This window comes from Phytobacter sp. (assembly GCF_059074235.1).
Window position 1 is genome coordinate 23050 of record NZ_JCACPZ010000006.1, and the last position, 24764, is coordinate 47813.

The 24764-nt window shown below is 42.1% G+C and carries 23 protein-coding genes; all 23 read left to right on the plus strand.

Translation table 11 applies throughout. The features are described 5' to 3' along the window. Positions 1–6 precede the first annotated feature (6 nt). The 23 genes from wzxC to AC5JPW_RS14790 all read left to right on the plus strand — a co-directional run bounded on the left by wzxC (position 7) and on the right by AC5JPW_RS14790 (position 24758). Positions 7–1485, plus strand: coding sequence for a colanic acid undecaprenyl disphosphate flippase WzxC (gene wzxC / locus AC5JPW_RS14680; RefSeq protein ID WP_494241457.1), 1479 nt, complete (start codon positions 7–9; stop codon positions 1483–1485). Positions 1486–1568: 83 nt separating this feature from the next. Continuing rightward, positions 1569–2846, plus strand: coding sequence for a colanic acid biosynthesis pyruvyl transferase WcaK (wcaK, locus tag AC5JPW_RS14685; RefSeq protein WP_494241459.1), 1278 nt, complete (start codon positions 1569–1571; stop codon positions 2844–2846). Next, positions 2843–4063: a colanic acid biosynthesis glycosyltransferase WcaL gene (gene wcaL, locus AC5JPW_RS14690; protein ID WP_494241461.1), complete on the plus strand. Its 1221-nt coding sequence runs from the start codon at positions 2843–2845 to the stop codon at positions 4061–4063. Before wcaK ends, wcaL begins: the two co-directional genes overlap by 4 nt. Positions 4064–4076: 13 nt before the next feature. Beyond that, positions 4077–5489 carry a colanic acid biosynthesis protein WcaM gene (wcaM, locus tag AC5JPW_RS14695; protein ID WP_494241463.1) on the plus strand — a complete coding sequence of 471 codons (1413 nt, stop codon included), beginning with the start codon at positions 4077–4079 and terminating at the stop codon, positions 5487–5489. 173 nt (positions 5490–5662) lie between these two features. Continuing rightward, on the plus strand, positions 5663–6556 hold the full coding sequence (gene galF / locus AC5JPW_RS14700; protein ID WP_494241465.1) for a GalU regulator GalF: 894 nt from the start codon (positions 5663–5665) through the stop codon (positions 6554–6556). 414 nt (positions 6557–6970) lie between these two features. Further along, a complete protein-coding gene (gene rfbB / locus AC5JPW_RS14705) occupies positions 6971–8059 on the plus strand; it encodes a dTDP-glucose 4,6-dehydratase (protein WP_494241466.1) in 1089 nt (362 codons plus the stop codon). Positions 8060–8074: 15 nt separating this feature from the next. Next, on the plus strand, positions 8075–8950 hold the full coding sequence (gene rfbA, locus AC5JPW_RS14710) for a glucose-1-phosphate thymidylyltransferase RfbA (protein ID WP_494242354.1): 876 nt from the start codon (positions 8075–8077) through the stop codon (positions 8948–8950). Between the two features lie 11 nt (positions 8951–8961). Then, positions 8962–9852 (plus strand): dTDP-4-dehydrorhamnose reductase, encoded by an 891-nt coding sequence (rfbD, locus tag AC5JPW_RS14715; protein WP_494241468.1) that lies wholly within the window; start codon positions 8962–8964, stop codon positions 9850–9852. A gap of 17 nt (positions 9853–9869) precedes the next feature. Then, positions 9870–10418 (plus strand): dTDP-4-dehydrorhamnose 3,5-epimerase, encoded by a 549-nt coding sequence (gene rfbC / locus AC5JPW_RS14720; RefSeq protein ID WP_494241469.1) that lies wholly within the window; start codon positions 9870–9872, stop codon positions 10416–10418. A 69-nt stretch (positions 10419–10487) separates the two neighbouring features. Next, on the plus strand, positions 10488–11297 hold the full coding sequence (locus tag AC5JPW_RS14725) for an ABC transporter permease (protein WP_494241471.1): 810 nt from the start codon (positions 10488–10490) through the stop codon (positions 11295–11297). After that, positions 11287–12624: an ABC transporter ATP-binding protein gene (locus tag AC5JPW_RS14730; protein ID WP_494241473.1), complete on the plus strand. Its 1338-nt coding sequence runs from the start codon at positions 11287–11289 to the stop codon at positions 12622–12624. The genes AC5JPW_RS14725 and AC5JPW_RS14730 overlap by 11 nt, the downstream gene beginning before the upstream one ends. A 2-nt stretch (positions 12625–12626) precedes the next feature. Further along, positions 12627–13523, plus strand: a complete 897-nt coding sequence (locus AC5JPW_RS14735) for a class I SAM-dependent methyltransferase (protein WP_494241475.1) — start codon at positions 12627–12629, stop codon at positions 13521–13523. A gap of 118 nt (positions 13524–13641) precedes the next feature. Further along, complete coding sequence (locus AC5JPW_RS14740; RefSeq protein ID WP_494241477.1) at positions 13642–15864, plus strand: glycosyltransferase; 2223 nt, start codon at positions 13642–13644, stop codon at positions 15862–15864. Further along, a complete protein-coding gene (locus AC5JPW_RS14745; RefSeq protein ID WP_494241478.1) occupies positions 15854–16882 on the plus strand; it encodes a GHMP family kinase ATP-binding protein in 1029 nt (342 codons plus the stop codon). Before AC5JPW_RS14740 ends, AC5JPW_RS14745 begins: the two co-directional genes overlap by 11 nt. Continuing rightward, positions 16870–17451 carry a D-sedoheptulose 7-phosphate isomerase gene (locus AC5JPW_RS14750; RefSeq protein ID WP_494241480.1) on the plus strand — a complete coding sequence of 194 codons (582 nt, stop codon included), beginning with the start codon at positions 16870–16872 and terminating at the stop codon, positions 17449–17451. The genes AC5JPW_RS14745 and AC5JPW_RS14750 overlap by 13 nt, the downstream gene beginning before the upstream one ends. A gap of 15 nt (positions 17452–17466) precedes the next feature. Beyond that, on the plus strand, positions 17467–18147 hold the full coding sequence (locus tag AC5JPW_RS14755) for a nucleotidyltransferase family protein (protein ID WP_494241481.1): 681 nt from the start codon (positions 17467–17469) through the stop codon (positions 18145–18147). Further along, entirely contained in the window at positions 18110–18706 is a 597-nt protein-coding gene (locus tag AC5JPW_RS14760) for a D-glycero-alpha-D-manno-heptose-1,7-bisphosphate 7-phosphatase (RefSeq protein WP_494241483.1), read from the plus strand. The genes AC5JPW_RS14755 and AC5JPW_RS14760 overlap by 38 nt, the downstream gene beginning before the upstream one ends. A 40-nt stretch (positions 18707–18746) precedes the next feature. Beyond that, on the plus strand, positions 18747–19559 hold the full coding sequence (locus AC5JPW_RS14765; protein WP_494241485.1) for a glycosyltransferase family protein: 813 nt from the start codon (positions 18747–18749) through the stop codon (positions 19557–19559). 919 nt (positions 19560–20478) lie between these two features. Further along, a complete protein-coding gene (locus tag AC5JPW_RS14770) occupies positions 20479–21300 on the plus strand; it encodes a glycosyltransferase family 2 protein (RefSeq protein ID WP_494241487.1) in 822 nt (273 codons plus the stop codon). Continuing rightward, the gene (locus tag AC5JPW_RS14775; protein ID WP_494241489.1) at positions 21293–22174 is read left to right on the plus strand and encodes a hypothetical protein; all 882 of its coding nucleotides are present in this window, start codon (positions 21293–21295) and stop codon (positions 22172–22174) included. The genes AC5JPW_RS14770 and AC5JPW_RS14775 overlap by 8 nt, the downstream gene beginning before the upstream one ends. After that, positions 22167–23642 carry a hypothetical protein gene (locus AC5JPW_RS14780; protein ID WP_494241490.1) on the plus strand — a complete coding sequence of 492 codons (1476 nt, stop codon included), beginning with the start codon at positions 22167–22169 and terminating at the stop codon, positions 23640–23642. Before AC5JPW_RS14775 ends, AC5JPW_RS14780 begins: the two co-directional genes overlap by 8 nt. Continuing rightward, positions 23629–24015: an HAD family hydrolase gene (locus AC5JPW_RS14785; protein WP_494241492.1), complete on the plus strand. Its 387-nt coding sequence runs from the start codon at positions 23629–23631 to the stop codon at positions 24013–24015. Before AC5JPW_RS14780 ends, AC5JPW_RS14785 begins: the two co-directional genes overlap by 14 nt. Positions 24016–24017: 2 nt before the next feature. Beyond that, positions 24018–24758 carry a glycosyltransferase family 2 protein gene (locus AC5JPW_RS14790; protein ID WP_494241494.1) on the plus strand — a complete coding sequence of 247 codons (741 nt, stop codon included), beginning with the start codon at positions 24018–24020 and terminating at the stop codon, positions 24756–24758. Positions 24759–24764 lie beyond the last annotated feature (6 nt).

Consider the following 24764-nt stretch of genomic DNA (forward strand, 5'->3'; position numbering starts at 1 on the left):
TTTGCCTTGAGCCTGAGAGAAAAAACCATCAGTGGGGCGAAATGGTCGGCGATGGCCACGCTGATCATCATCGGCCTGGGCCTGATACAGATGACGGTGCTGGCGCGAATCATTGATAACCATCAGTTCGGGCTGTTGACCGTTTCTCTGGTGATCATTGCGCTGGCGGATACCTTGTCGGATTTTGGCATTGCCAACTCTATCATCCAGCGCAAGGAGATCAGTCACCTGGAACTGACCACCCTTTACTGGCTAAACGTGGGGCTGGGACTGGTGGTATGCGTCGCCATTTTTACGTTAAGCGACCTGATTGCGGATGTGCTGAATAACCCGGATCTGGCTCCGCTCATCAAGACGCTGTCGCTGGCGTTCGTGGTTATTCCACATGGACAGCAGTTCCGTGCGCTGATGCAAAAGGAGCTTGAGTTCAGCAAAATCGGCAGCATTGAGACGCTGTCGGTGCTGGCGGGCTTCTCCTTTACCGTCATCAGCGCTTTTTATTGGCCGCTGGCAATGACCGCGATTCTGGGGTATCTCGTCAACAGTGCAGTCCGTACGCTGCTGTTTGGCTGGTTTGGCCGTAAGATTTACCGCCCGGGGCTGCACTTTTCTCTGCGCTCGGTCAGTTCCAATCTGAAGTTTGGGGCCTGGCTGACGGCAGACAGCATCATCAATTACGTCAATACCAATCTCTCGACGCTGGTGCTGGCGCGTATTCTTGGCGCGAGTGTTGCCGGGGGTTATAACCTGGCTTATAACGTGGCCGTTGTTCCCCCGATGAAACTCAACCCCATAATCACCCGCGTGCTGTTCCCTGCATTTGCCAAAATCCAGGACGACACGGAGAAGCTGCGTCTTAACTTCTACAAGCTGCTTTCCGTGGTCGGTATTATTAATTTCCCGATCCTGCTGGGCCTGCTGGTGGTCTCCAACAATTTCGTACCGCTGGTGTTTGGCGAGAAATGGAACAGCATCATTCCCATTCTGCAACTGCTGTGTATTGTCGGGCTGCTGCGAGCGGTGGGTAACCCTATCGGCTCACTGCTGATGGCGAAGGCGCGGGTGGATATCAGCTTCAAATTCAACGTGTTTAAAACCTTTCTGTTTATTCCAGCGATCATCATTGGCGGGCATCTGGCCGGGGCGATTGGCGTGACGCTCGGCTTCTTGCTGGTTCAGATTATCAACACCATTCTGAGCTATTTCGTGATGATCAAACCGGTACTCGGTTCAAGCTATCGTCAGTACATCTTAAGCCTGTGGCTGCCGTTCTATCTCTCTTTACCCACCCTTGTGGTGAGCTATGGCCTTAGCCTCGTGCTGGCGGGGAAAATGGCGGTGGCAACATTGCTCGTGCTTCAGGTGGGGGCCGGCGTGTTGGCCTTTGCGCTGATGATTGTGCTGTCGCGCAATGCGCTGGTGGTGGAGATGAAGCGCCAGTTTTGCCGCAATGAAAAAATGAAAACGCTACTGCGTGCAGGTTAATTTTCACCCTCTCCCGCGGGAGAGGGCCGGGGTGAGGGCATCAGGCCGCACCTGTTGAACAAAGAACCCCTTAAGAGGTCAGTATGAAACTATTAATCCTTGGTAATCACACCTGCGGTAACCGTGGCGACAGCGCCATTCTGCGTGGGCTGCTGGACGCGATTGCCCGCATTGAACCCCAGGCCGAAGTGGACGTCATGAGCCGCTACCCGGTCAGTTCTTCCTGGCTCCTTAACCGCCCGGTGATGGGCGATCCTCTCTACAGCCAGATGAAAGCACATAATACTGCCGCCGGGCTGGTGGGACGGGTGAAGAAAATCCTTCGCCGTCGCTATCAGCATCAGGTGCTGCTTTCCCGCGTCACTGACAGTGGCAAACTGCGTAACATCGCTATCGCCCAGGGCTTTACCGACTTTGTCCGTCTGCTGTCGAATTACGATGCCATCGTGCAGGTCGGTGGCTCCTTTTTTGTCGATCTCTATGGCGCGCCGCAGTTTGAGCATGCGCTCTGCACATTTATGGCGAAAAAACCGCTGTATATGATTGGGCACAGCGTCGGGCCGTTCCAGGATCCGCAGTTCAATCAACTGGCGAACTATGCTTTTGGCCACTGCGAAGCGCTGATCCTGCGTGAGAGCGTCAGCCTTGATTTGATGAAACAGAGTGATATCACCACGGCGAAAGTGGAGCAGGGCGTGGATACCGCCTGGCTGGTTGAGGACGACGAAAACTTCGTCCCCAGCTACGCGGTGCGTCACTGGCTGGAAGTGGCGGGCAAGCAGAAAACCGTCGCCATCACCCTGCGTGAACTGGCCCCGTTCGACAAACGTCTGGGCACAACACAGCAGGCGTATGAACAGGCCTTTGCTGACGTGGTGAATCGGGTGATTGACGCGGGCTGGCAGGTCATTGCCCTCTCTACCTGTACCGGCATCGATAGTTACAACAAAGATGACCGTATGGTTGCGCTGAATCTGCGCAAACATATCAGCGACTCGTCGCGCTACCACGTGGTTATGGACGAGCTGAACGATCTCGAAATGGGTAAAATCCTGGCTGCCTGCGACTTGACGGTCGGGACGCGTCTGCACTCCGCCATTATCTCCATGAACTTTGGTACCCCAGCCATTGCCATCAACTATGAACACAAATCGGCAGGGATCATGAAGCAACTTGGCATGCCGGAAATGGCGGTAGACATTCGCCACCTGCTGGATGGATCCCTGGCGTCGATGGCTGCAGATACTCTGGGTCAGCTTCCTGCACTTAACCAGCGACTGGCTACGGCTGTCGCTGAGGAACGAGAAAAAGGCGCGCTGATGGTGAAATCGGTGCTGGACAGAATTCGGGAGGTGAAATGAAAGTCAGTTTCTTCCTGTTGAAGTTTCCGCTTGCCTCAGAGACGTTCGTACTGAACCAGATAGTGGCCTTTATTAATATGGGCTACGAGGTGGAAATCGTTGCCCTGCACAAAGGGGATTTGAGCAACACGCACACAGCCTGGACGGAATACCGACTGGCGGAGAAAACCCATTGGTTACTCGATGAGCCCGAAGGGAAGCTGGCGAAGCTGCGTTACCGTGGGCAGGCTATTTTACGTGGAGCAGGGCGTTCAAGTACCTGGAAAGCACTCAATATGTCGCGTTACGGTGACGAGGCGCGCAACCTGATTCTGGCGGCTATCTGCGGACTGACGCCGCGGGTATTCAGCGCGGATGTGTTTATCGCCCACTTTGGCCCGGCGGGTGTGACGGCCGCCAAACTGCGTGAATTAGGGATGTTGCAGGGCAAGATTGCCACCGTGTTTCATGGCATTGATGTTTCGCACCGGGATGTGCTCAACCATTACACCCCGGAATACCAGCAGCTCTTTCGCCGTGGTGACCTGATGCTGCCCATCAGTGAGCTGTGGGCCTCGCGTTTGCTTGCTATGGGCTGCCCGGCGGAAAAAATTGCCATCTCCCGCATGGGGGTGGATATCAACCGCTTCACCCTGCGTCCGGTAAAAACGCCGGGTACGCCGCTACAGATTGTCTCTGTCGCTCGACTGACGGAGAAAAAAGGGCTGCACGTTGCCATTGAAGCCTGCCGGTTGCTTAAGGCGCAGGGGGTTTCTTTCACGTACCGGATCCTGGGGATAGGTCCCTGGGAAAGACGGTTACGCACGCTTATCGAACAGTTTGAGCTTGAGGACGTGATCAAGATGCCGGGCTTTAAGCCCAGCCACGAGGTCAAGGCGATTCTGGACGATGCCGATGTCTTTCTGCTGCCTTCGGTCACCGGTACTGACGGTGATATGGAGGGGATTCCGGTAGCGCTAATGGAAGCAATGGCCGTGGGGATCCCGGTGGTTTCCACCGTACATAGCGGTATTCCTGAACTGGTGGACGCGGACAAATCCGGCTGGCTGGTGCCTGAGAACGATGCTGTGGCGCTGGCGGAACGGTTGGCTGCCTTTTCTGGCATGCTGAGCCAGGATCTCACCCCCGTGATTACGCTTGCCCGCGAGAAAGTCGAAACTGACTTCAATCAGCAACGTATCAATAAGCACCTTGCCACACTGCTCCAGGCACTATGATTTAGAGGGTTTTATGACTGAACAAAATGCGAAAGCTGCTCTCACACGACGAAAATTTCTCGCCGCTGGTACCGCGTTCGCAGCACTTCCTTTGCTGCATTCTCCGCTGGTACGTGCGGCGACAAACGGCAATTCAGTCGACATTCGTCGTTACCAGACCACTGACTGGCCTGCTGCGCTAAAGCAGGGATTTAGCGAAGCAGAGACGGTCGAGATTCCGGCCGGTCTGGTGTGCGAAAACATGAATACTGGTGTGTTTATTCCGCCGGGTAAAACCCTGCTGGTGCGTGGGGCGATCAAAAGCAATGGCCGGGGGCGGTTAGTTCTTCAGGACGGCAGTAAAGTGATCGGTGAGAAGGGCGGTAGCCTCTATAACCTGACGCTGGACGTCCGTGGCTCTGACTGCGTCATTCAGGGTGTCAGCATGAGTGGCTACGGACCCGTCACACAAATCTACATTGGCGGAAAAGAGCCAAAGGTGATGCGCAATCTGCTGATTGATAACATCACCGTCACCAAAGCTAACTACGCCATTCTGCGCCAGGGTTTTCATAATCAGGTTGCGGGTGCTCGGATTACCAACAGCAAGTTCAGCTACCTGCAGGGCGATGCCATTGAATGGAATGTGGCGATTAATGACCATGACATCCTGATTTCGGATCACGTTATCGACCATATTGACTGTACCAACGGCAAAATAAACTGGGGTATCGGTATTGGCCTGGCTGGAAGCACTTACGATAATGCTTACCCGGAAGACCAGGCGGTGAAAAACTTTGTGGTGGCCAATATAACTGGAAGCCATTGTCGGCAACTTGTACATGTCGAGAACGGTAAACATTTTATTATTCGTAACATTAAGGCAAAAAATATTACCCCGGATTACAGCAAAAAAGCGGGAATTGATAACGCAACGGTCGCTATTTACGGCTGCGATAATTTCGTGATTGATGATGTGAGTATGGAGAACAGTGCCGGGATGTTAATCGGCTATGGGGTTATAAAAGGCGATTATTTATCCATTCCGCAAAACTTTAAGCTCAATGATATCCATCTCGATAACAGCAACAGTGAGTATAAATTGCGCGGAATCCAAATTTCTTCCGGCAATGCTACTTCATTTGTCGCCATAACGAACCTTAATCTTCAGCGCGCCAGTCTCGAGTTTCATAATAAACCTCAGCATCTTTTTATGCGCAATATCAATGTTATGCAGGTGGCAGCTATTGGTCCGGCATTAAAACTGAACTTCGATCTGCGTAAAGATGTCCGGGGTCGCTTCATGGCAAAACAAGATACGCTATTGTCACTGGCAAACATTAAAGCAGTGAATGAAAAAGGTGAAAACTCGGTCGATATTGATCGCATTGACCATGAAACGATCAACGCAGAAAATCTCAACTTCCGGTTGCCGGCAAAACGGTAAGACCTTGAGCCTTTGCGATGAATCCTGGTGACACAAGCGCCTGACTGGGATTACATCTACAGCAATTTTTCGGCAATCGGCGTAACATCTTTCGCTGTTGCTCGCCCTGGACAGACTGGCGAAAAAAAGTTGAAGGTATATAATTTATCAATCATTTACAGGTGGAAGAAATAATGATTAATTTGAAAGCAGTTATTCCGGTAGCCGGATTGGGGATGCATTTGCTTCCCGCCACCAAAGCCATCCCTAAAGAGATGCTACCGATTGTCGACAAGCCTATGATTCAGTATATCGTCGACGAAGTTGTTGCTGCAGGGATCAAAGAAATCGTCCTCGTTACGCACTCTTCCAAGAATGCAGTCGAAAACCATTTTGACACCTCTTATGAACTTGAAGCGTTGCTTGAGCAGCGTGTTAAGCGCCAGTTACTTGCTGAAGTGCAGTCTATCTGCCCGCCAGGCGTGACCATCATGAACGTCCGTCAGGCACAGCCGTTGGGGTTGGGCCACTCAATCCTCTGTGCTCGTCCGATTGTGGGCGATAACCCGTTTGTAGTCGTACTTCCTGATATCGTCCTGGATACTGCTTCTGCCGATCCGCTGCGTTATAACCTGGCCGCCATGGTAGCGCGGTTTAATGAAACGGGACGTAGTCAGGTGCTGGCAAAACGTATGGATGGCGACCTGTCTGAATACTCCGTTATCCAGACCAAAGAACCGCTGGATACGGAAGGTAAAGTCAGCCGTATCGTCGAGTTTATTGAGAAACCCGATCAACCACAGACGCTGGCTTCCGACCTGATGGCCGTAGGGCGCTATGTGTTGTCCGCTGATATCTGGGCTGAACTCGAGAAGACCGAGCCGGGTGCCTGGGGACGTATTCAGTTAACGGATGCGATTGCTGAACTGGCGAACAAACAGTCTGTTGATGCCATGTTGATGACCGGAGACAGCTTCGACTGTGGCAAGAAAATGGGCTACATGCAGGCATTTGTGAGCTATGGTTTGCGCAATTTGAAGGAAGGTCAGAAGTTTCGTGAAAGCGTTAAGAAACTACTGACACAATAAATTGTGATAAAAAAATCTCACAAAATAATTAACTTATAAAAAAGCAGTGGTGAGTGTTAATGAGGTGCTGGTTGCTTCAGAACATTCTCACTGCTTTTTTTTGTTTTTCGCTGTCAAATCAACCGTTAGTGACATCAAATGGTAAGACTTTTCTGATTCGGTGGTTTGAGATTTTTCTTGTTTCCAACATCGTTTAAGCAGAAAATAGTTTTTTTACATTTTGTGCCTGATAACGATAAACATTCGCAACATCAGACATATTTTTCGTTCTAAATTGTCGGTAGTTATACACAGTACACTGGTAGCTGATGAGCCAGGGGCGGTAGCATGTCTGATGCATGGTCAGATTTAGCCCCGGATTTGCTAACCCAGTGATGCAGATCAAAACTGGCAAAAGCAAAGTGGAATCTTCTCGTGAAAATTTTGGTCACTGGTGGGGCAGGTTTTATTGGATCTGCTGTCGTTCGTAATATCATTAATAACACACAGGACAGTGTGGTTAATGTCGATAAATTAACTTACGCAGGGAATCTTGAGTCACTGGCCGAAATTGAAAATAGCGCGCGCTATGTTTTCGAACAGGCCGATATCTGCGATGGTGACGCGATGGCGCGTATTTTTGCGACACATCAGCCAGATGCTGTAATGCATCTGGCTGCTGAAAGCCATGTCGATCGCTCTATTACTGGCCCTGCAGCTTTTATCGAGACCAACATTGTGGGTACCTATGTGTTGCTTGAAGCTGCGCGTAAATACTGGGCCCAGCTGGACGAGTCACGAAAAGGGGCGTTCCGTTTTCATCATATCTCTACCGATGAAGTGTACGGAGATTTACCTCATCCGGATGAAGTCCCTGCTGGTGAGCCTCTGCCTCTCTTTACCGAAACCACACCATACTCCCCAAGCAGCCCATACTCCTCTTCTAAAGCCTCGAGCGATCATTTAGTTCGCGCATGGCGTCGTACGTATGGTTTTCCAACGATAGTGACTAACTGTTCAAATAATTACGGTCCTTATCATTTCCCGGAAAAACTTATTCCTCTGATTATATTAAATGCACTGGCGGGTAAGCCATTGCCGGTTTATGGCAACGGCGAGCAAATTCGCGATTGGCTTTATGTCGAGGATCATGCCCGTGCTTTATATAAAGTCGTGACGGAAGGGGAGGTGGGCGAGACATACAATATTGGTGGCCATAATGAGCGTAAAAATATTGATGTCGTAAAAACCATCTGCGCAATACTGGATGAGGTTGTTGAGAATAAACCAGAGGATATCAGCCAGTTTGCTCAACTTATTACCTATGTAACCGATCGTCCTGGTCACGACCTGCGGTATGCCATTGATGCCGGCAAAATTAAAAACGATCTCGGCTGGGTGCCGCAGGAAACCTTTGAGTCAGGCATCCGGAAAACCGTCAACTGGTATTTGAGCAATCCAGTGTGGTGGCAGCGTGTGATGGATGGATCGTACGCAGGTGAACGCCTGGGTCTTGCAGATTAATTAAAGGATATCATGATGAAAGGCATCGTCTTAGCCGGTGGATCCGGTACCCGTCTTTACCCTATTACTCAGGGTGTGTCTAAACAGTTGCTGCCTGTTTACGACAAACCGATGATTTTTTATCCCATTTCAGTGCTGATGCTGGCCGGTATTCGTGACATTTTGGTTATCACGACACCGGAAGATATGCCGGCATTCAAACGTCTGCTGGGTGACGGCTCGCAATTTGGTATCCGCTTAAGCTATGAAGTGCAACCGTCTCCTGATGGCTTAGCACAGGCGTTCATCATTGGCGAAGAGTTTATTAACAATGAGCCATGTGCACTGGTATTAGGCGATAACATTTATTTCGGCCAAAGTTTCGGTAAGAAGCTTGATGCAGCAGCTCAATTAACCCAGGGCGCAATGGTCTTTGGTTACCAGGTTCAGGACCCGGAACGCTTTGGTGTGGTTGAATTTGATGAAAACTACAAGGCTCTCTCCATCGAAGAAAAACCACTAAAGCCAAAATCCAACTGGGCGGTAACCGGGCTTTATTTCTATGACAATAATGTTGTAGAAATGGCTAAACAAGTTAAGCCCTCTGCACGCGGGGAACTGGAAATCACCACCCTCAACCAGATGTATCTCGAACGCGGCGAATTGCAGGTTGAGCTATTAGGTCGTGGATTTGCCTGGCTCGATACTGGTACTCATGACAGTCTTGTAGAAGCATCGCAGTTTATTCATACCATTGAAAAGCGCCAGGGCATGAAAGTGGCGTGCCTGGAGGAGATTGCTTACCGTAAGGGATGGTTGAGTAAAGAGCAGGTATCAGAGCAGGCGAAAAAAATGTCAAAAAATGACTACGGCCGCTATTTAAGCCTGTTGGTTAACGAAAAACTTAGCTGAAAAAATCTTCTATGAAAATTTTGCTGATTGGAAAGAATGGCCAGGTCGGTTGGGAGCTGCAACGCTCCCTTGCTACATTAGGTGAGTTAACTGCGGTTGATTATTTCGATACTGAATTATGTGGTGATTTGACAAAACCTGACGGTATTGCAGAAACGATTCGCCGTGTTAAGCCTGATGTTGTTGTAAATGCAGCGGCACATACTGCAGTGGATAAAGCTGAGAGTGAAAGAGAGCTTGCCCAGTTATTGAATGCGGATAGCGTTGAAGTCATTGCGCGAGAGACCGCAAAATTAGGTGCGCTGCTGATTCATTATTCCACTGACTACGTTTTCAATGGTGAAGGTGAGCACTATCGCCTTGAAGATGAAGAGCCTGCGCCGTTGAATGTGTATGGAGAAACTAAATTAGCGGGGGAGCTGGCTATCAGCAAAAATAACCCACGCCATTTTATCTTCCGGACGAGTTGGGTTTTTGCGACACGTGGTGCCAATTTTGCCAAGACTATGCTCAGACTTGCAAAAGAAAAAGAAAGTCTGTCCATCATCAACGATCAGCACGGTGCTCCTACCGGGGCTGAATTACTCGCTGATTGTACTGCAATAGCGATTCGAACTGAGCGTGATAATAAGTCGTTGTATGGGACATACCATTTGGTTGCGAGTGGTGAAACGACCTGGCATGACTATGCTAAATATGTGTTTTCAATAGCTCAGCAGTTTGATGAGACTTTGGTGGTGAAAGAAGTTAAGGCTGTTGACACCTCTGCATATCTGACGCCTGCAAAACGGCCACACAATTCCCGTCTTGCAAATTCGAAATTTCAAAATGCTTTTTCCGTGACGTTACCTGACTGGAAAGTTGGTGTACAACGTGTTGTTGTTGAAATACTTGGAAAATAAGCTAGGTAAGCAATCAAATGAATGTAATCAAAACAGCCATTCCAGACGTTCTTATTTTTGAGCCGAAAGTCTTTGGTGACGATCGTGGGTTTTTCTTTGAAAGTTTCAACCATAAAAATTTTGAAGATATCGTCGGTCGCAAAGTTGAGTTTGTGCAGGATAATCATTCTCAGTCGAAAAAGAACATTTTAAGAGGATTACATTATCAGCTAGCACCGCATGCTCAAGGCAAGTTAGTCCGTTGTATTCAAGGTGAAGTATTTGATGTTGCTGTAGATCTTCGTAAATCGTCACCCACTTTTGGTGCATGGGTAGGTATTATGCTGAGTGCCGAGAATAAAAAGCAGCTATGGATACCGGAAGGATTCGCGCATGGGTTTCTGACTTTAAGCGAACAGGCTCAATTTGTGTATAAAACTACGGACTATTATGCACCGGAACAAGAGCGTTGCATTATCTGGAATGATTCGTCATTAAATATTGATTGGCCTGTTACTGAAGAAGTCAAATTATCGGACAAAGACAATAAAGCATTGGATTTTTCCAAGGCTGAATTTTTCTCATGATACAAAATGAGATTCTCCTGAGTTATGACAAGAATCATTTTTTATATTTTAGACTGAAAAGAATATATTATGTTATCAAAATTCGCAGAATTATTTAATGACGTAAAAAAAAACCGTCATCTTCTATATCATCTAACTAAGCGGGATATTACCAGCAAATTTAAAGGAGCCTATGCTGGTCTGATATGGTCCTTTATTAACCCTTTATTGTTGCTTGTTATTTATACATTCGTGTTCAGCGTGATAATGAAAGCAAAATGGGGCTTGAGCAATGAAGGGAATTTTGATTTTGCAGTCGTGTTGTTCACAGGGTTAATTGTTTTCAATATGTATGCTGATGCAACCAACCGAGCAGCAAATATTATACATGATAATAAAAATTACGTTAAAAAAGTTATCTTCCCACTAAATATATTGCCTATTATAGTGGTCAATTCTTCTTTCTTTAATGGGGTTATTAGCTATCTGATTTTATTTACTGTGTTACTGCTTTTTAAAAACACTTTAAATATCCAATGTGTCTTTATTATACTTCTCTTGTTCCCTATTTACCTAATGTCCCTGGGTGTGACTTATTTCGTGTCAGCCATTTCAGCTTTTGCAAGAGATATTGGGCAGGTTATGGGCATTTTTAATATGGCATTTATGTTCTTGAGTCCAATTTTTTTTCCAATGGAACGTATGCCAGAAAAATTTCAATTTATAGCTTCACTTAATCCAATTGCTTTTGTAGTCACTCAGGCGAGAGATACTCTTATTTTTAATAAAGGGTTTAATTGGGATGGGTACGCAGTTTCCCTACTTTGCAGCTCAATTATTTTTGTCGTGGGTTTTATTGTGTTTTCTTCATTGAAAAAAGATTTTGCCGATGTCATATAATCCTGTAATAACAATCGAAGGTCTCTCGAAGGTTTTTTATGTCTATAATAAACCAATTGATAGATTGATTTCTCGCTGGAATAAAAAAAAGAGAAGTGAGTTTTGGGCTTTAAAAAACATTGATATCAGTATCAGCAAGGGTGAAACCATTGCAATTATCGGAAAAAATGGATCTGGCAAATCTACACTGTTGCAAACAATATGCGGCACACTAAGGCCTACAAGTGGCGATGTTAAAATTAGTGGGCGAATTGCAGCATTGCTTGAGCTAGGTGCTGGTTTTGATCTCGAAAGCACTGGGCGAGAAAACGTTTTTATTAACGGCATGTTGTTGGGCATGAGTAAAAATGAAATTAGCCAAAAATTCGCTGCGATAGAAAAATTTGCAGATATCGGCGACTTTATTGATAGACCAGTAAAAACATATTCCTCTGGTATGTTTGTACGTCTTGCCTTTGCTGTTATAGCCAATTCTGAACCAGACATATTAATTATTGATGAAGCATTGGCAGTAGGTGATGTTTTCTTTGTTCAGAAATGTATGAGGTTTATTCGAGATTTCAAGAAAAAAGGAACAATACTTTTTGTCAGTCATGACACTGCTGCTGTAACGAACCTTTGTGATAAAGCTGTCTGGTTATCGAATGGTGAAATCATGCGAATAGGCACCGCGAAGGAAGTTACGGAAGAGTATTTGGCATTCTTTCATGCAAAAGATCGTAAGTCTGAAGATAATATCGATGTCGAGCTTAACTCCACTAAATCAAAAGAAAGTAAAAAAATTAGTACATTAGATGACTATGCAGATTGCAGGCTCGATTTTCTGAATAATAGCAATTTGCGGAATGATATTAAGCTTGTAGAGCTAAATCATGAAAGTAACGATTTTGGTACAGGTAAAGCATTAATTACTAATGTTGATGTATTACAAAATAATAAAAAGTTGTTGATGGTTAATGGCGGGGAGTTCGTAAGGTTAGAAATAACAATAAATATCATTGATGATTTAAAAGATATTATTGCAGGTTTTTATGTCAAAGATAGGTTGGGACAAAAAATATTTGGGGATAATACATTTTTGTCATATCTTGACTCACCGGTTTCAACCCCAGCAGGTACGAAGATCATAGCAAGTTTTGAATTTAGAATGCCATTGCTTCCTGTTGGTGATTATTCGATTGATGTTGCATTCGCAAGTGGCAATCAAGATTCACATACACAGCATCATTGGGTTCATGATGCAGTAGTATTCAAATCTATAGCTAGTGGCATATCAACTGGATTAGTTGGTGTTCCAATGAAAGAAATAAAATTTACGTTGGAGTAATTATGGAATTTACTGGCGAGCGCTTTATCCCGGGTAACGATGTTGATTTATGTTTGACATACGAGCATAAGCATCGATATGAATTTCTTTCCGGGATAGTTAAAGGCAAACAGGTTGTCGATATTGCCTGCGGAGAAGGATATGGTTCCCACATTCTATCTGGAACCGCCGCGAATGTGGTTGGCGTCGATATATCTGACGATGCAGTAAAATTTGCAAAAGAAAAATACTCCGGAGTCAATAATCTGTCCTTTATACAGGGAAGCGTTACAAATATTCCAGTTGAAAGCAAAACTGTTGATATCATGGTGAGCTTTGAAACAATTGAGCATATTCACGAACATGATGAAATGCTTAGCGAAAGTAAAAGAATACTCAAAGATGATGGCCTGTTAATCATTTCTACGCCGGATAAACGTGTTTATACTGACGAAAGTGGTGAAATCAACCAGTACCACGTAAAGGAACTCTACAGACAGGAGTTTGTTGATTTACTGAAAAAATATTATCCACAAGTTGATATATACGGTCAGCGTTTTGTTACCACATCTTCTATTATCCCTGAAGCCAGCGATGGTAAACCATTGCAAATTATGGGCGAAATTGAGGAGAGTGACTCGACCTATCTTATCGCTATCTGCCGCATGGTTCCTCATCAAGAAAGTGGTTTGCCGGGAAGCCTTTATTTTAATAAAAATGAAGACATTTTTGCTCAAAGTAAGAAAAAGATGAGATGGGCAAGCTCAATTCATTCGGAGTTGATGAAGGCGCAAAGTGATTATCAAAAGCTAGAAATGGACTGGAATAAGAAATCTAAAGAGATCGATGACTTAACCAGAGAGTTGAAATTATCGCGTAATGGATTTTTGGGGAAGATTAAATCCTTTTTAAAAAAATAATAATTACTGAAGCTTGTTATATAGTGCTTAGCTACTAACAAAGTACTAAGCATTTATATGATGCTGTTCATTTTTAAACAAGAAATGAAGTCTGCAAATTAAATAGTGTAATCTTATTATGCATAATAATCATACTCTAGTTAAAGCTAAAGAATTTTTAAGATCTTTTATTAAAAAAAATGGCAGGGTGCTTTTTTTAAAAACACCAATTGCATATGACAAAAAAATAAAAATTGTCTTGCTGTGTTACAAATATGCAGGGTTTTTATTTAGAAACCTTCCTCATTATGAAAATTGGAAGAATTCTAAAGACGGAAGATATTTTAACGAAAAAATTGTTAAGTATGTCAATGAAAATAACTATGACTTGGATTTTTTGGTAAAAAATACAAGATTCAATGACTCAAAAAAACCATTGGTCTCAATTGTAATTCCAACGTATGGGAATGCATTGATGACATTACGGTGCTTGTATTCAATTTGCAAACATAGCCCTGAATGTGAGTACGAGGTTATTGTCGTTGAGGACTTTTCGGGTGATACTGAAATTAATATTTTGGAAAATATACCCGGGCTAATTTTCTCAAAAAACTCGAGAAATCTTGGTTTCCTTAAATCTTGCAATGCCGCTGCAGATTTAGCTCGAGGAGAATATTTCTATTTGCTTAATAATGATACGTTAGTGACCGAGGGATGGCTAACTAATTTATTAGATGTGTTCAAAAAGCATAAAATGTGCGGATTAGTGGGTTCAAAGTTAGTTTATCCTGATGGGCGTTTGCAGGAAGCTGGGGGAATCATGTGGAAAGATGGCTCTGCATGGAATTATGGTCGCCTGTCTGATCCTTCGGCTCCTTCATTTAATTACCTTAAAGAGGTTGATTATTGTTCTGGGGCTTCATTCATGGTTCCACTTGCACTATTCAACCAATTAGGGCGCTTTGATGAACTCTATGTCCCAGCGTATTGTGAAGATAGTGATTTTTCATTCTCAGTTCGTAAGGCTGGATACAAAGTAATGTATCAGCCACTTTCAGTGGTGGTTCATTTTGAAGGGATATCTCACGGTACAGACACAGGTTCTGGCATCAAATCGTACCAAATTGAGAATCAGAAAAAATTCAAACAGAAGTGGTCTGATGAATTAGCATCTCACTCTAACAATGCAGAGGACGTATTCTGGGCTAGAGATCGAAGCCATGACAAAAAAACGATTTTAATTGTTGAACACTATGTTCCGCAACCTGACAAAGATGCTGGTTCCAGAACAATGATACACATGATTAAAATATTCCTGGCCCAAGGTCTTAATGTCAAATTCTGGCCGCAGAATTTATGGTACGACCCAATTTATACAACACAACTGCAATCACTAGGTGTCGAAGTTATCTATGGCTCAGACTATGTTGGTTCTTTTGAGCGTTGGTTTAGTGAGCATTCAAAATATATAGATTTTGTGCTTCTTTCTCGTCCATATGTAGCAATTGAATACATAAATACTATCCGCGCTCATTCACGAGCGACACTACTCTATTATGGGCATGACATTCATCATTTGCGAGTTAAAGAACAAATGAAAATAGAAGGTGACTCAACTGCTTTGAATAAAGAGTATGAGACACTGTATAACATGGAAAGAAAAGTATGGTCTTTAGTTGATGTGATTTATTATCCATCTCCATCTGAAACAGATGTTGTACTTGATTTTATTCAACAGAATAATCCATCAGCGAAAGCGCTAACGACGCCAATGAATGCTTTCTCAGATTTCATTCATGATGCTGCTGAAAATTTAACATCACGTAAGAATATTATTTTTGTCGGTGGATTTGGTCATAAACCAAACCAAGATGGTGTCTTTTGGTTTGTTCAGAACGTATGGCCTTTGGTAAAGGCGGTCAATAAAGATATAAAATTATTCTTGGTCGGTTCAAATCCAACAGATAATATTAAACAATTAGCTTCGGATAATATAGTTGTGACAGGTTTTGTTACGGATGAACATTTAGAGTTATTCTATAAAGATGCTCGTCTTGCTATTGCTCCTTTACTCTACGGTGCAGGTGTTAAAGGTAAAGTTGTTGAGTCTATGCGTTTTGGTTTGCCAGTAGTAACAACATCTGTGGGTGCTCAGGGGTTAACTTCAGATCCTAACATTTTGATTGCAGAGGACGAGCCGAGTGAATTTGCGCAGCAAGTAATTGAACTGCTAAATGATGATATGAAATGGCGAAATATCTCATTCAACCAAACTGTATATGTGAAACAGAATTTCTCTGAACAGGCAATGCAGAATGCATTCTCGCAGTTATTCAACAATGGTAAAAACTATGAAGATTAGAACAAGAGCTCCGTTGCGGATAGGTCTGGCAGGTGGAGGAACTGACGTTTCACCTTTTTGTGATTTACATGGCGGTTGCGTATTAAATGCTACAATTAATATGTATGCGTACTGCTCCCTGGAAGAAACAACTAATAACAGCGTTGAGTTTATTTCTAAAGATCTAGACATTGAATACAGAGGTGAACTTGCAGATAACTATGAAATTGACTCTGTTCTTCCACTTCACAAGGCTGTTTACAATCGCATAGTAAGAGATTTCAACCACGGCAAAGGATTACCAGTTAAGGTTACTACATGGACAGATGTTCCAATGGGTAGCGGACTTGGGACTTCATCGACAATAGTTGTATCAATAATTGCAGCATACAGAGAGTATTTGAATCTTCCTTTAGGGGAATACGATGTTGCGCAGTTAGCTTACGATATTGAGCGAATCGATTGTGGTTTTAGTGGTGGAAAACAGGACCAGTATGCTGCTACTTTCGGTGGATTCAATTTCATCGAATTTGCTTCAAACAATAAAGTGATAGTGAATCCACTGCGCATTAAGCAATCTACGATAGATGAGCTTGAATGTCGTATGGTTCTTTATTATACAGGTATTTCTCGTGAATCAGCTAAGATAATCGATGATCAAGTAAAGGCTGTAACAGATACATCCTCAGTGAGTTCACTGAATGCAATGTTCAATTTAAAGAATGCAGCTATCAAAATGAAAGAAGCTCTGTTGCGTTCTGATATCTCAGGTATTGTGGCTTTAATCAGGGAAAGTTGGGAAGCAAAAAAATCAACGTCATCGTCGATAACTAATCCATTCATAAATTCGGTGATAAGTCGACTTGAAGATAATGGAATCCAAGCTCTCAAATTATCAGGTGCTGGGGGGGGGGGGTTTATGCTTCTATTTATTGAACCTGAAGATAGATTTAAATTTGAAAAATGTCTTAGCGATTTTGATGGTAAGTTTTTCCGTTTCCAGTTTAAAAATGAAGGTGAGCGCGCATGGAAAGTATAAATTATATTAAAAATTATATTGAGTCATCGATTGAAACCAAGAAAGTTGTATTGGCCGATGAACAATTGATAGCTAATATTCACAAAGTTGTAGAAATATGCATTGATGCTCTTAATTCTGGTAAAAAGGTACTTTTGGCTGGAAATGGTGGTAGCGCAGCAGATGCTCAGCATATTGCTGCAGAACTTGTTAGTCGCTTTTTTTACGATAGACCGGGTTTGCCAGCGGTTGCTTTGACAACTGATACTTCAATTTTGACAGCGATTGGTAATGACTACGGATATGAACGTGTATTTGCGAGGCAGATTCAATCGTTAGGGAATGCTGGTGATGTCTTTATTGGAATTACTACGTCAGGCAACTCCAAAAACATACTCGCTGCAATTAATGAAGCTAAAGATAAAGGTGTTAACACAGTAGGTTTGTGTGGTAATGCCGGTGCCATACTTGATATTGCCGATATTTGTTTGTCGGTGCCAAGCAATGTCACACCATTTATCCAAGAATCGCACATAATGATTGGACATATCATTTGTGCATTAATTGAAAAAAACATATTTCCTAAATAATTGGTGATAGGTTCAATGTTAACGGAAGCTATTATATTAGCTGGCGGATTAGGCACTCGATTACGAAGTGTTTCGGGTGAGAAACCAAAGCCTATAATCGAGGTCGCTGGGCGGCCATTTATCTATTACATTTTAGATGGGCTCATTTCTCAAAACATCACCAGAGTGGTTATTGCAATCTCATATAAATCAGATGTGTTTATTTCTGAAATAGGAAACTCATATCGGGGTTTAGATATTCAATATTCTATTGAGCATGAAGCGTTAGGCACAGGAGGTGCCATCGCTCAAGCAATGGATCATTGCATTACTGATCATGTTTTAATAACTAATGGTGATACATATTTAGATATAGATTTGTTGAACTACTTTAACTCTCATACATCTTCCGGAAAGAGTATTTCAATGGCTCTAGTACATGTTGAAGATGTTGCCAGGTATGGTAGTGTTACATGTCGCGATAATAAAATTATCAGCTTCAATGAAAAAGGGAATGCTGGTGAAGGATTCATTAATGGCGGGATGTATCTATTTACAAGGAAGGAAGTTCTCTTGCCTGTTGAGAAATTTTCATTTGAAGAGATTGTGCTCAAGCAGCAATATATGGACATTAATCCTTTTGAGTGCAGCGGCTTCTTTATAGATATAGGCATTCCTGATGATTACTACAAAGCGTGTGATGTCTTCAAAAGGTAGCGCAGTCTTCTTGGATCGAGATGGCATAATCAATAGAGAAGTTAGCTACTGTCATCGGAAAGAAGATTTTATTTTTGTTCCAGACGTTCTCAAAGTTATCCGTGCATTGCAAGCACGATTCGACCATATTTTTATTGTTACCAATCAGGCAGGCATCGCGCGTGGTTATTATTCAGAAGAACAATATCTTGAATTGACCTCGTGGATGTTAAAGAAATTAGAGCAAGAGGACATTTTTATATCAAAAATATATCATTGTCCTCATCATCCTTCGGGGGTACCTCCTTTTAATATTGAGTGCGATTGCAGAAAACCCAATCCTGGGATGTTGCTGTCCGCAATAAATGAATTTTCTATTATGCCTGATAAATCTATTTTGTTAGGCGATAAAATTTCCGATATTGAAGCCGCTAAAAATGCAAACTTAGCAAAGGCTTTTATATTCGGGACGGGGCATTCATTATTAAATGAAGATATTTCAAAGTCAGATATGTACTTTAAAAACATGATGGATTTTCTCGTGTATCTTCAGAGTAACTCTCTTTTCATAAATGAATGAGAATTAATTGAAATTCACTTGGTTAAAATTGGAATGAGCAGTGAAAATTATTGCCTCACTTGTGCTGTTTAAACATAGCTATGATGATATAAAAAGTACACTATCTTCGTTACTCAATGAAGATAGTATCGATAAAATTGCCATTGTCGATAATGGTAACCATTGTCAATGGCTTGAGTCCTTTACTCATCCAAAAATTGAAAATATTCATTTGGAATTAAATGAAGGATTCGGAGCAGGTCATAATGTCGTATTTAAAAGGTATGTAAATCGAGCTTCACACTTTCTAATATGCAATCCAGATATTAGTTTTGAAAAAGGGGAGGTCGATAAATTGCTCTCATTCTCAATTGATCATGGTGTAGGATTATCAATTCCAAAGGTTGTTTATCCTGATGGGTCTTTGCAATATGGAAGTAAGTTATTGCCAACACCTTTACAATTATTCGTTCGGCGCTTTTTTCCTTCATATTCTTCATCAATGAATAATAACTATGAGTTGAGGTTGGCTGATTATTCTAAGTCTTTTTTTGCTCCTTCACTTTCTGGTTGTTTCATGTTAATTAGCAATGATGCGATTAATAATGTCGATGGATTTGATACTCGTTTTTTCCTTTATCTTGAAGATGTTGATTTATCACGCAGAGTTTGCCTTTCAAATTTTCTTGTAATGTATTTTTCTGGAGCGAAAGTTGTCCATGAATCGCAAAGAACATCATATGTGAGATTTCGTTTTCTTTGTTATCATGTTATTTCTGCTGTGCGTTACTTTAATAAATGGGGTTGGTTTTTTGATGCCGACAGGAAATTATTGAATACAAAATGTTTGCATGAACTTCCAGTGCAAGAATGACATTGCAATTTAATTTTTCTAACTAACTGTTTTGTTATTATTTATTTTAAGGTTGCATATTTTTTGTTTGTGAAAATAACTATTTATTTAAAATAATATTTATTTGGTTATATTGAGTTTTTATGCGGACTCTTCGGGAGTTATAGCTTGAATGCGGAGGAGTTAATGAAAAGTATTTTTTTCTACACCTGCTCAATACGTAATAGATTCTAATTGGTATATACATTGATACTATATTAAAAGGTGATAAATAAAGGTGAGGCTTTTTATAGAGGATTCAAGAGAAAATTATTTTCTATGATTAAGGCAATTAATTAAAATGAAGTAGTAACTAAGACTAGCAAGCGAGGGTGGGTATTTTCGAGTTCAGTGATTGTCCGAGCGGTCACTTCTGATACCACGACTGTTATAAAGAATCATTTACAAGCTCAAAATGATCGATGGTAATTTAGATTATGAATCATACAAGTTTTCGTCAAGGTTTTACGCGCTTTCTAATTTTTGCTTCAATATCTGGTCTCGGGTGGATATTGGATATAATCACTTTCTCTCTTTTGCTTTTTAATGATGTAGAATCCTATACTGCAAATTTCATCTCTTCCTTCGTTGGAGTGACATTTGTCTGGTTTACTTCGCTAAAGGCAGTGTTTAAATACAATAATAAGACCTTTTCCTGGGGAATACTTTTCTATTGGCTTTTCCAATTTGTTTCTATTTTTATTTATTCATTACTGATTGGATACCTCTCTCTCAAATTGCATTACTGGCAATTCAGTGCATTCATTCTTGATGTGCAACAATTGAGTTTCTTAGCAAAAGTCATTGTTACCCCATTGAATTTATTCACTAATTACTTGTTCATGAAAAAACTTGTAAGCATAATCAGTTCTTTTAAAAAACAAAAAGGTATGTCGATAAAATGAAAACTCTTGTTTTTATTCCAGCTTATCGTTGTGAAACTCAGATCAAGCGAGTAATAAGACAATTCTCTCCGTCCATTCAGGAGAAAATCGACACAGTTATTGTTGTGGATAATATCTCGCCAGATGACACGTTGCAGAGTGCAATTGATGAGGCAAAGCAAGTCTTTACGATTAGTAATTTTATCGCCTGGAAAAATGATAATAACTACGGACTGGGTGGTTCACATAAAGCTGCGATACGATATGCAGTTGATAATAATTTCGATTATATTATTGTGTTACACGGAGACGATCAGGCTGATATTGCTGATATCGAAGCGTATTTGACCTCAGAGTCGTTATCGCGGATTGATTGTTTGCTCGGTGCTCGATTTATGCCTGGCAGCAGATTGAAAGGTTATTCTAAATTCAGAACGTTCGGGAATATTGTATATAATGCACTGTTCTCGATAGTGGCTATGCGGAAAATTTATGATTTAGGCTCGGGTTTGAACTTATATAAAGTATCAACATTACGTGATTTTTATTATAAAAACTTCCCCGATGACCTCACTTTTAATTACATCATGTTGTTGGCCAGTTACAACAAAAAGCAAAAAGTTAAATTCTTCCCGATAAGCTGGCGAGAAGATGATCAAGTTTCAAACGTTAAGCTTTTCCAGCAAGCATTCAAAGTTATTAGGATGCTATTAACATATTTTGTTCAGCGTGGAAGTTTCCTCAAGAAGGAAATGCGCTTGCGCCCTTTTGAACAATATACTGGTGGTATTCAGCACAAAATTGACAACAAAATAGTGGACGTCGATAACAATGCGTAGATTTTCATGGTATGTCGTTTTCTGCCTTATGAGTATAGCCTGGTGGTTATTTGACAATTTTGGAGATATCATCACTGAGCCATTACGAAGCTCATTTTTTGCAGTAATGGCAATTAGCGCGCTGTATTTTTGTTCTCATCTGTTGCGTATGACAAGGCTTGCCCTGCTGACGCTGGATGAGCGTGACAATATATTTCCGCTGCTTACTGCGCATGCAATAACCGCATTTCCCGCATCCCTTTTGCCTTTTAAGTTAGGCGAAATTATCCGCCTGTCATCATTCTATGTTGTTTTTGGCGGCAAGCAGAAGGCTTTTGCAGTCTGGCTAGCAGAGCGCTTTGGTGATGTTTGCGTTTTGATTTTGTTTATTCTGGGATTAAATCTGTTCAATATCCCGGTTTCTGAAAGCATGCGTAACTTCTGTATCGTATTTGTTCTTCTCAGTGTGGCGATCTTTTCAACGTTCTTTGTCATATCCAAAACTGCCGTTTATCTTAATCGCTATCTTGTCCTAACCAGCAAATCTCCACGCGGGTTAATGCTTCTGCGTCTGTTTCATCAAGTCAGAAGTTTTGAATCTTATATACATAAGACAGTGGAAGGTCGTTTTAGTGGTTTGATTTTTACGTCGGTTATGATCTGGGCGGTTGAAATACTATCATTGTCTATTTTCATACATCTTTTTAACCGGCAGGAGAATGACTGGTTATCATTATTTTCTAAGGGATTATTTGCAAGTCTTGCTGGCGATAACAGTGCTACTTATGGATTCGGTCTTTATCAAACGTTCGCGCTCATGTTCCTGGCTTGTTGTTTCGTGATTCCTATTATTGTGATTGGTGCTTTGAAGACTAATAAGGTAAAGTATGATTAACGCCCAAAACTCTATCCTAATTATAATAGATGATCGTGAGTTTACGTCAAATGAAATAGCCCGCGTTGTTGGCAATAGACATTATGGCGAAATTACTTTTAAAAGACAGCAATTATCATCTTATATTATTTCAATTCTCCCAGAGTGGGCTAAAGATCATTTCATAGAAATAAAACACAATGATGATCTCAAAGAAACAAAAGATAAAATAATTAGCGGTGAACGTTATAAATCTGTTTGTGTTATCTCCACGCGTGGTGGTTTTGTTGATTTGCAAGCGTTGAATCAGATCATTGAGCGTCTACCTTATGCGGAAGAAAATTTTGCGGACAGGCAATATAATCCTCTATTCATTTTCTTTAAAAATGCAGTGGATTTGTTGAACATCTGGGAACGGTTCAGCATCTCATCGCTTCCAGACTGGGATGCTTCCCTGGATGTTCAGGTTTTGAAATCTGTGGATGTCCTGGATCTGGCTAATGTGCGCGACTTCCTTAACTTTACCAGTGGTTCAACTGCAACACGGCACTTTAATGAGATTAAAGGTGATGCCTATTTCTATACTAAGAGTTCCACTGATAAAAATAAAATGTTGGCTGAATATTCATTCTACCAACTTGTTCCTGAGAAAATGCGGCCGTGGTTGATCCAGACGTTCGATTTTAATCAAGCAGGGGACACGGCATCTTATAGCATGATGCGCTATTACCTGGCAGATGCAGCATTGCAATGGGTCCATGGGGCATTCTCAGTTCAGAGTTTCAGTGAATTTATTCAACGACTGCTGTTTTTTATTCATACCCGACCTCAGCGCTCTTGTTCTGTATCATCATCTGGTGATGCCGCTAAAAAATTATTTGTGGATAAAGTTACCGAACGTATTGAGAAGTTACTGAGTATGCCAGTTGGTGTCAGTATCAATAATTTGGTTAAAAGCGCCAATCCTGATCTCGATATTACGATTTTGCAACAGCGCTACCTCAGACTCTACCAGCGTTATAGTAAGCAATTCGAATGCGGATATGAGACTGTTGGTCATGGAGACCCTTGTTTCTCAAACGTTCTGTATGATCAGGAGCGTTATTTAATGAAGTTGATTGATCCTAAAGGTGCAACCAGCGAAGAAGGCATCTGGACACATCCTTTTTATGATCTGTGCAAAGTATCGCATAGCGTCATCGGAGACTATGACTTCATTAATAATGGTTTGTATAGCGTCAATTTTACGAATGATAACGATATCAAACTTAATGTTAATTTTACCAATCATCAGACGCTTAAACGCGAGTTTATTCGTCAGCTTGAATCGTTAGGGTATGACGCAAAGATAATCCGGCTTGGCGAGGCATCACTCTTCCTTTCGATGCTACCATTGCATACTGATTACCCAAACAAGGTTATGGGATTCATGTTAGTTGCCAAAAATATATTAGATGAAATTGAGGGTGTAAAAGATGGAAGCCATTGATGGTATGTTGGTTGTGGACATTGATGGAACGCTGTGTTCCATCAAAACCTCCGATCAAAGTTACAGTGATGTCACACCTGACTTGTTAATGATTGATAAATTGCGTGAGTATCAACAACGCGGATATACGATCCTGCTTTATACATCACGTAATATGAAGACGTATGAAGGTAATGTCGGGAAAATTAACCGGTTCACTGCCCCTGTCTTGCTGGAATGGCTTGAGCGCTGGAATGTGCCATTTGATGAAATTATGTTTGGCAAACCATGGCCTCGCAAACATGGTTTCTATATTGATGACCGCGCAATCAGACCGGATGAATTCCTGAATCTTACTGAGAAACAAATCCATAAACTTTTAGGGCACGAGTAATAATGAGTAATAATATTGTTATCACTATGGCTGGACGTGGTTCTCGCTTTTATAAGGCAGGGTATAACCAGCCAAAGTATGAAATTGTGGCACATGGTAAGAGCTTGTTCGAATGGTCAATGTCATCATTGCTCAATTTCATTACCCCTGACAGCAGGATCATCTTCGTTTGTCTGAAAGAAAATGATTCTCGTGCATTCATTGAAGAGAACATGAAGTCGTTCACGCGCGCAGATGTTCATATTCTCGAACTTGATGATATCACCGACGGCCAGGCCACAACAGCCTGGTTATCTAAATCGTTGTGGAAACCTGATGCTGCACTGTTGATCTACAATATTGACACATACGTTGAACCCTATGCATTAACTACCCAGGATATTAAACCAGGTTCCGATGGATGGATCCCCTGTTTTAAGGCGGCAGGCGATCACTGGAGTTTTGCCCGAACCGGTGATAATGGATGGGTTGTCGAAGTTGCAGAAAAACGTCGTGTATCTGACCTTGCCACCATTGGACTGTACTGGTTTAAAAGCGGTGAGCAGTATATCGAATCTTACACTCGATTTTTCAGTAATGACCTTAATCTTGTAAATGGTGAGAGATATATTGCACCGCTTTATGCTGACATGATTACTCATGGTGGGCATATTTCAGTTTCTGATCTGCCCATTAGCGCGGTTCATGTTTTAGGTACTCCTGAAGAATTGAATGTTTTTATCAGCAGCCAGATTTCAAAATAAAATGGA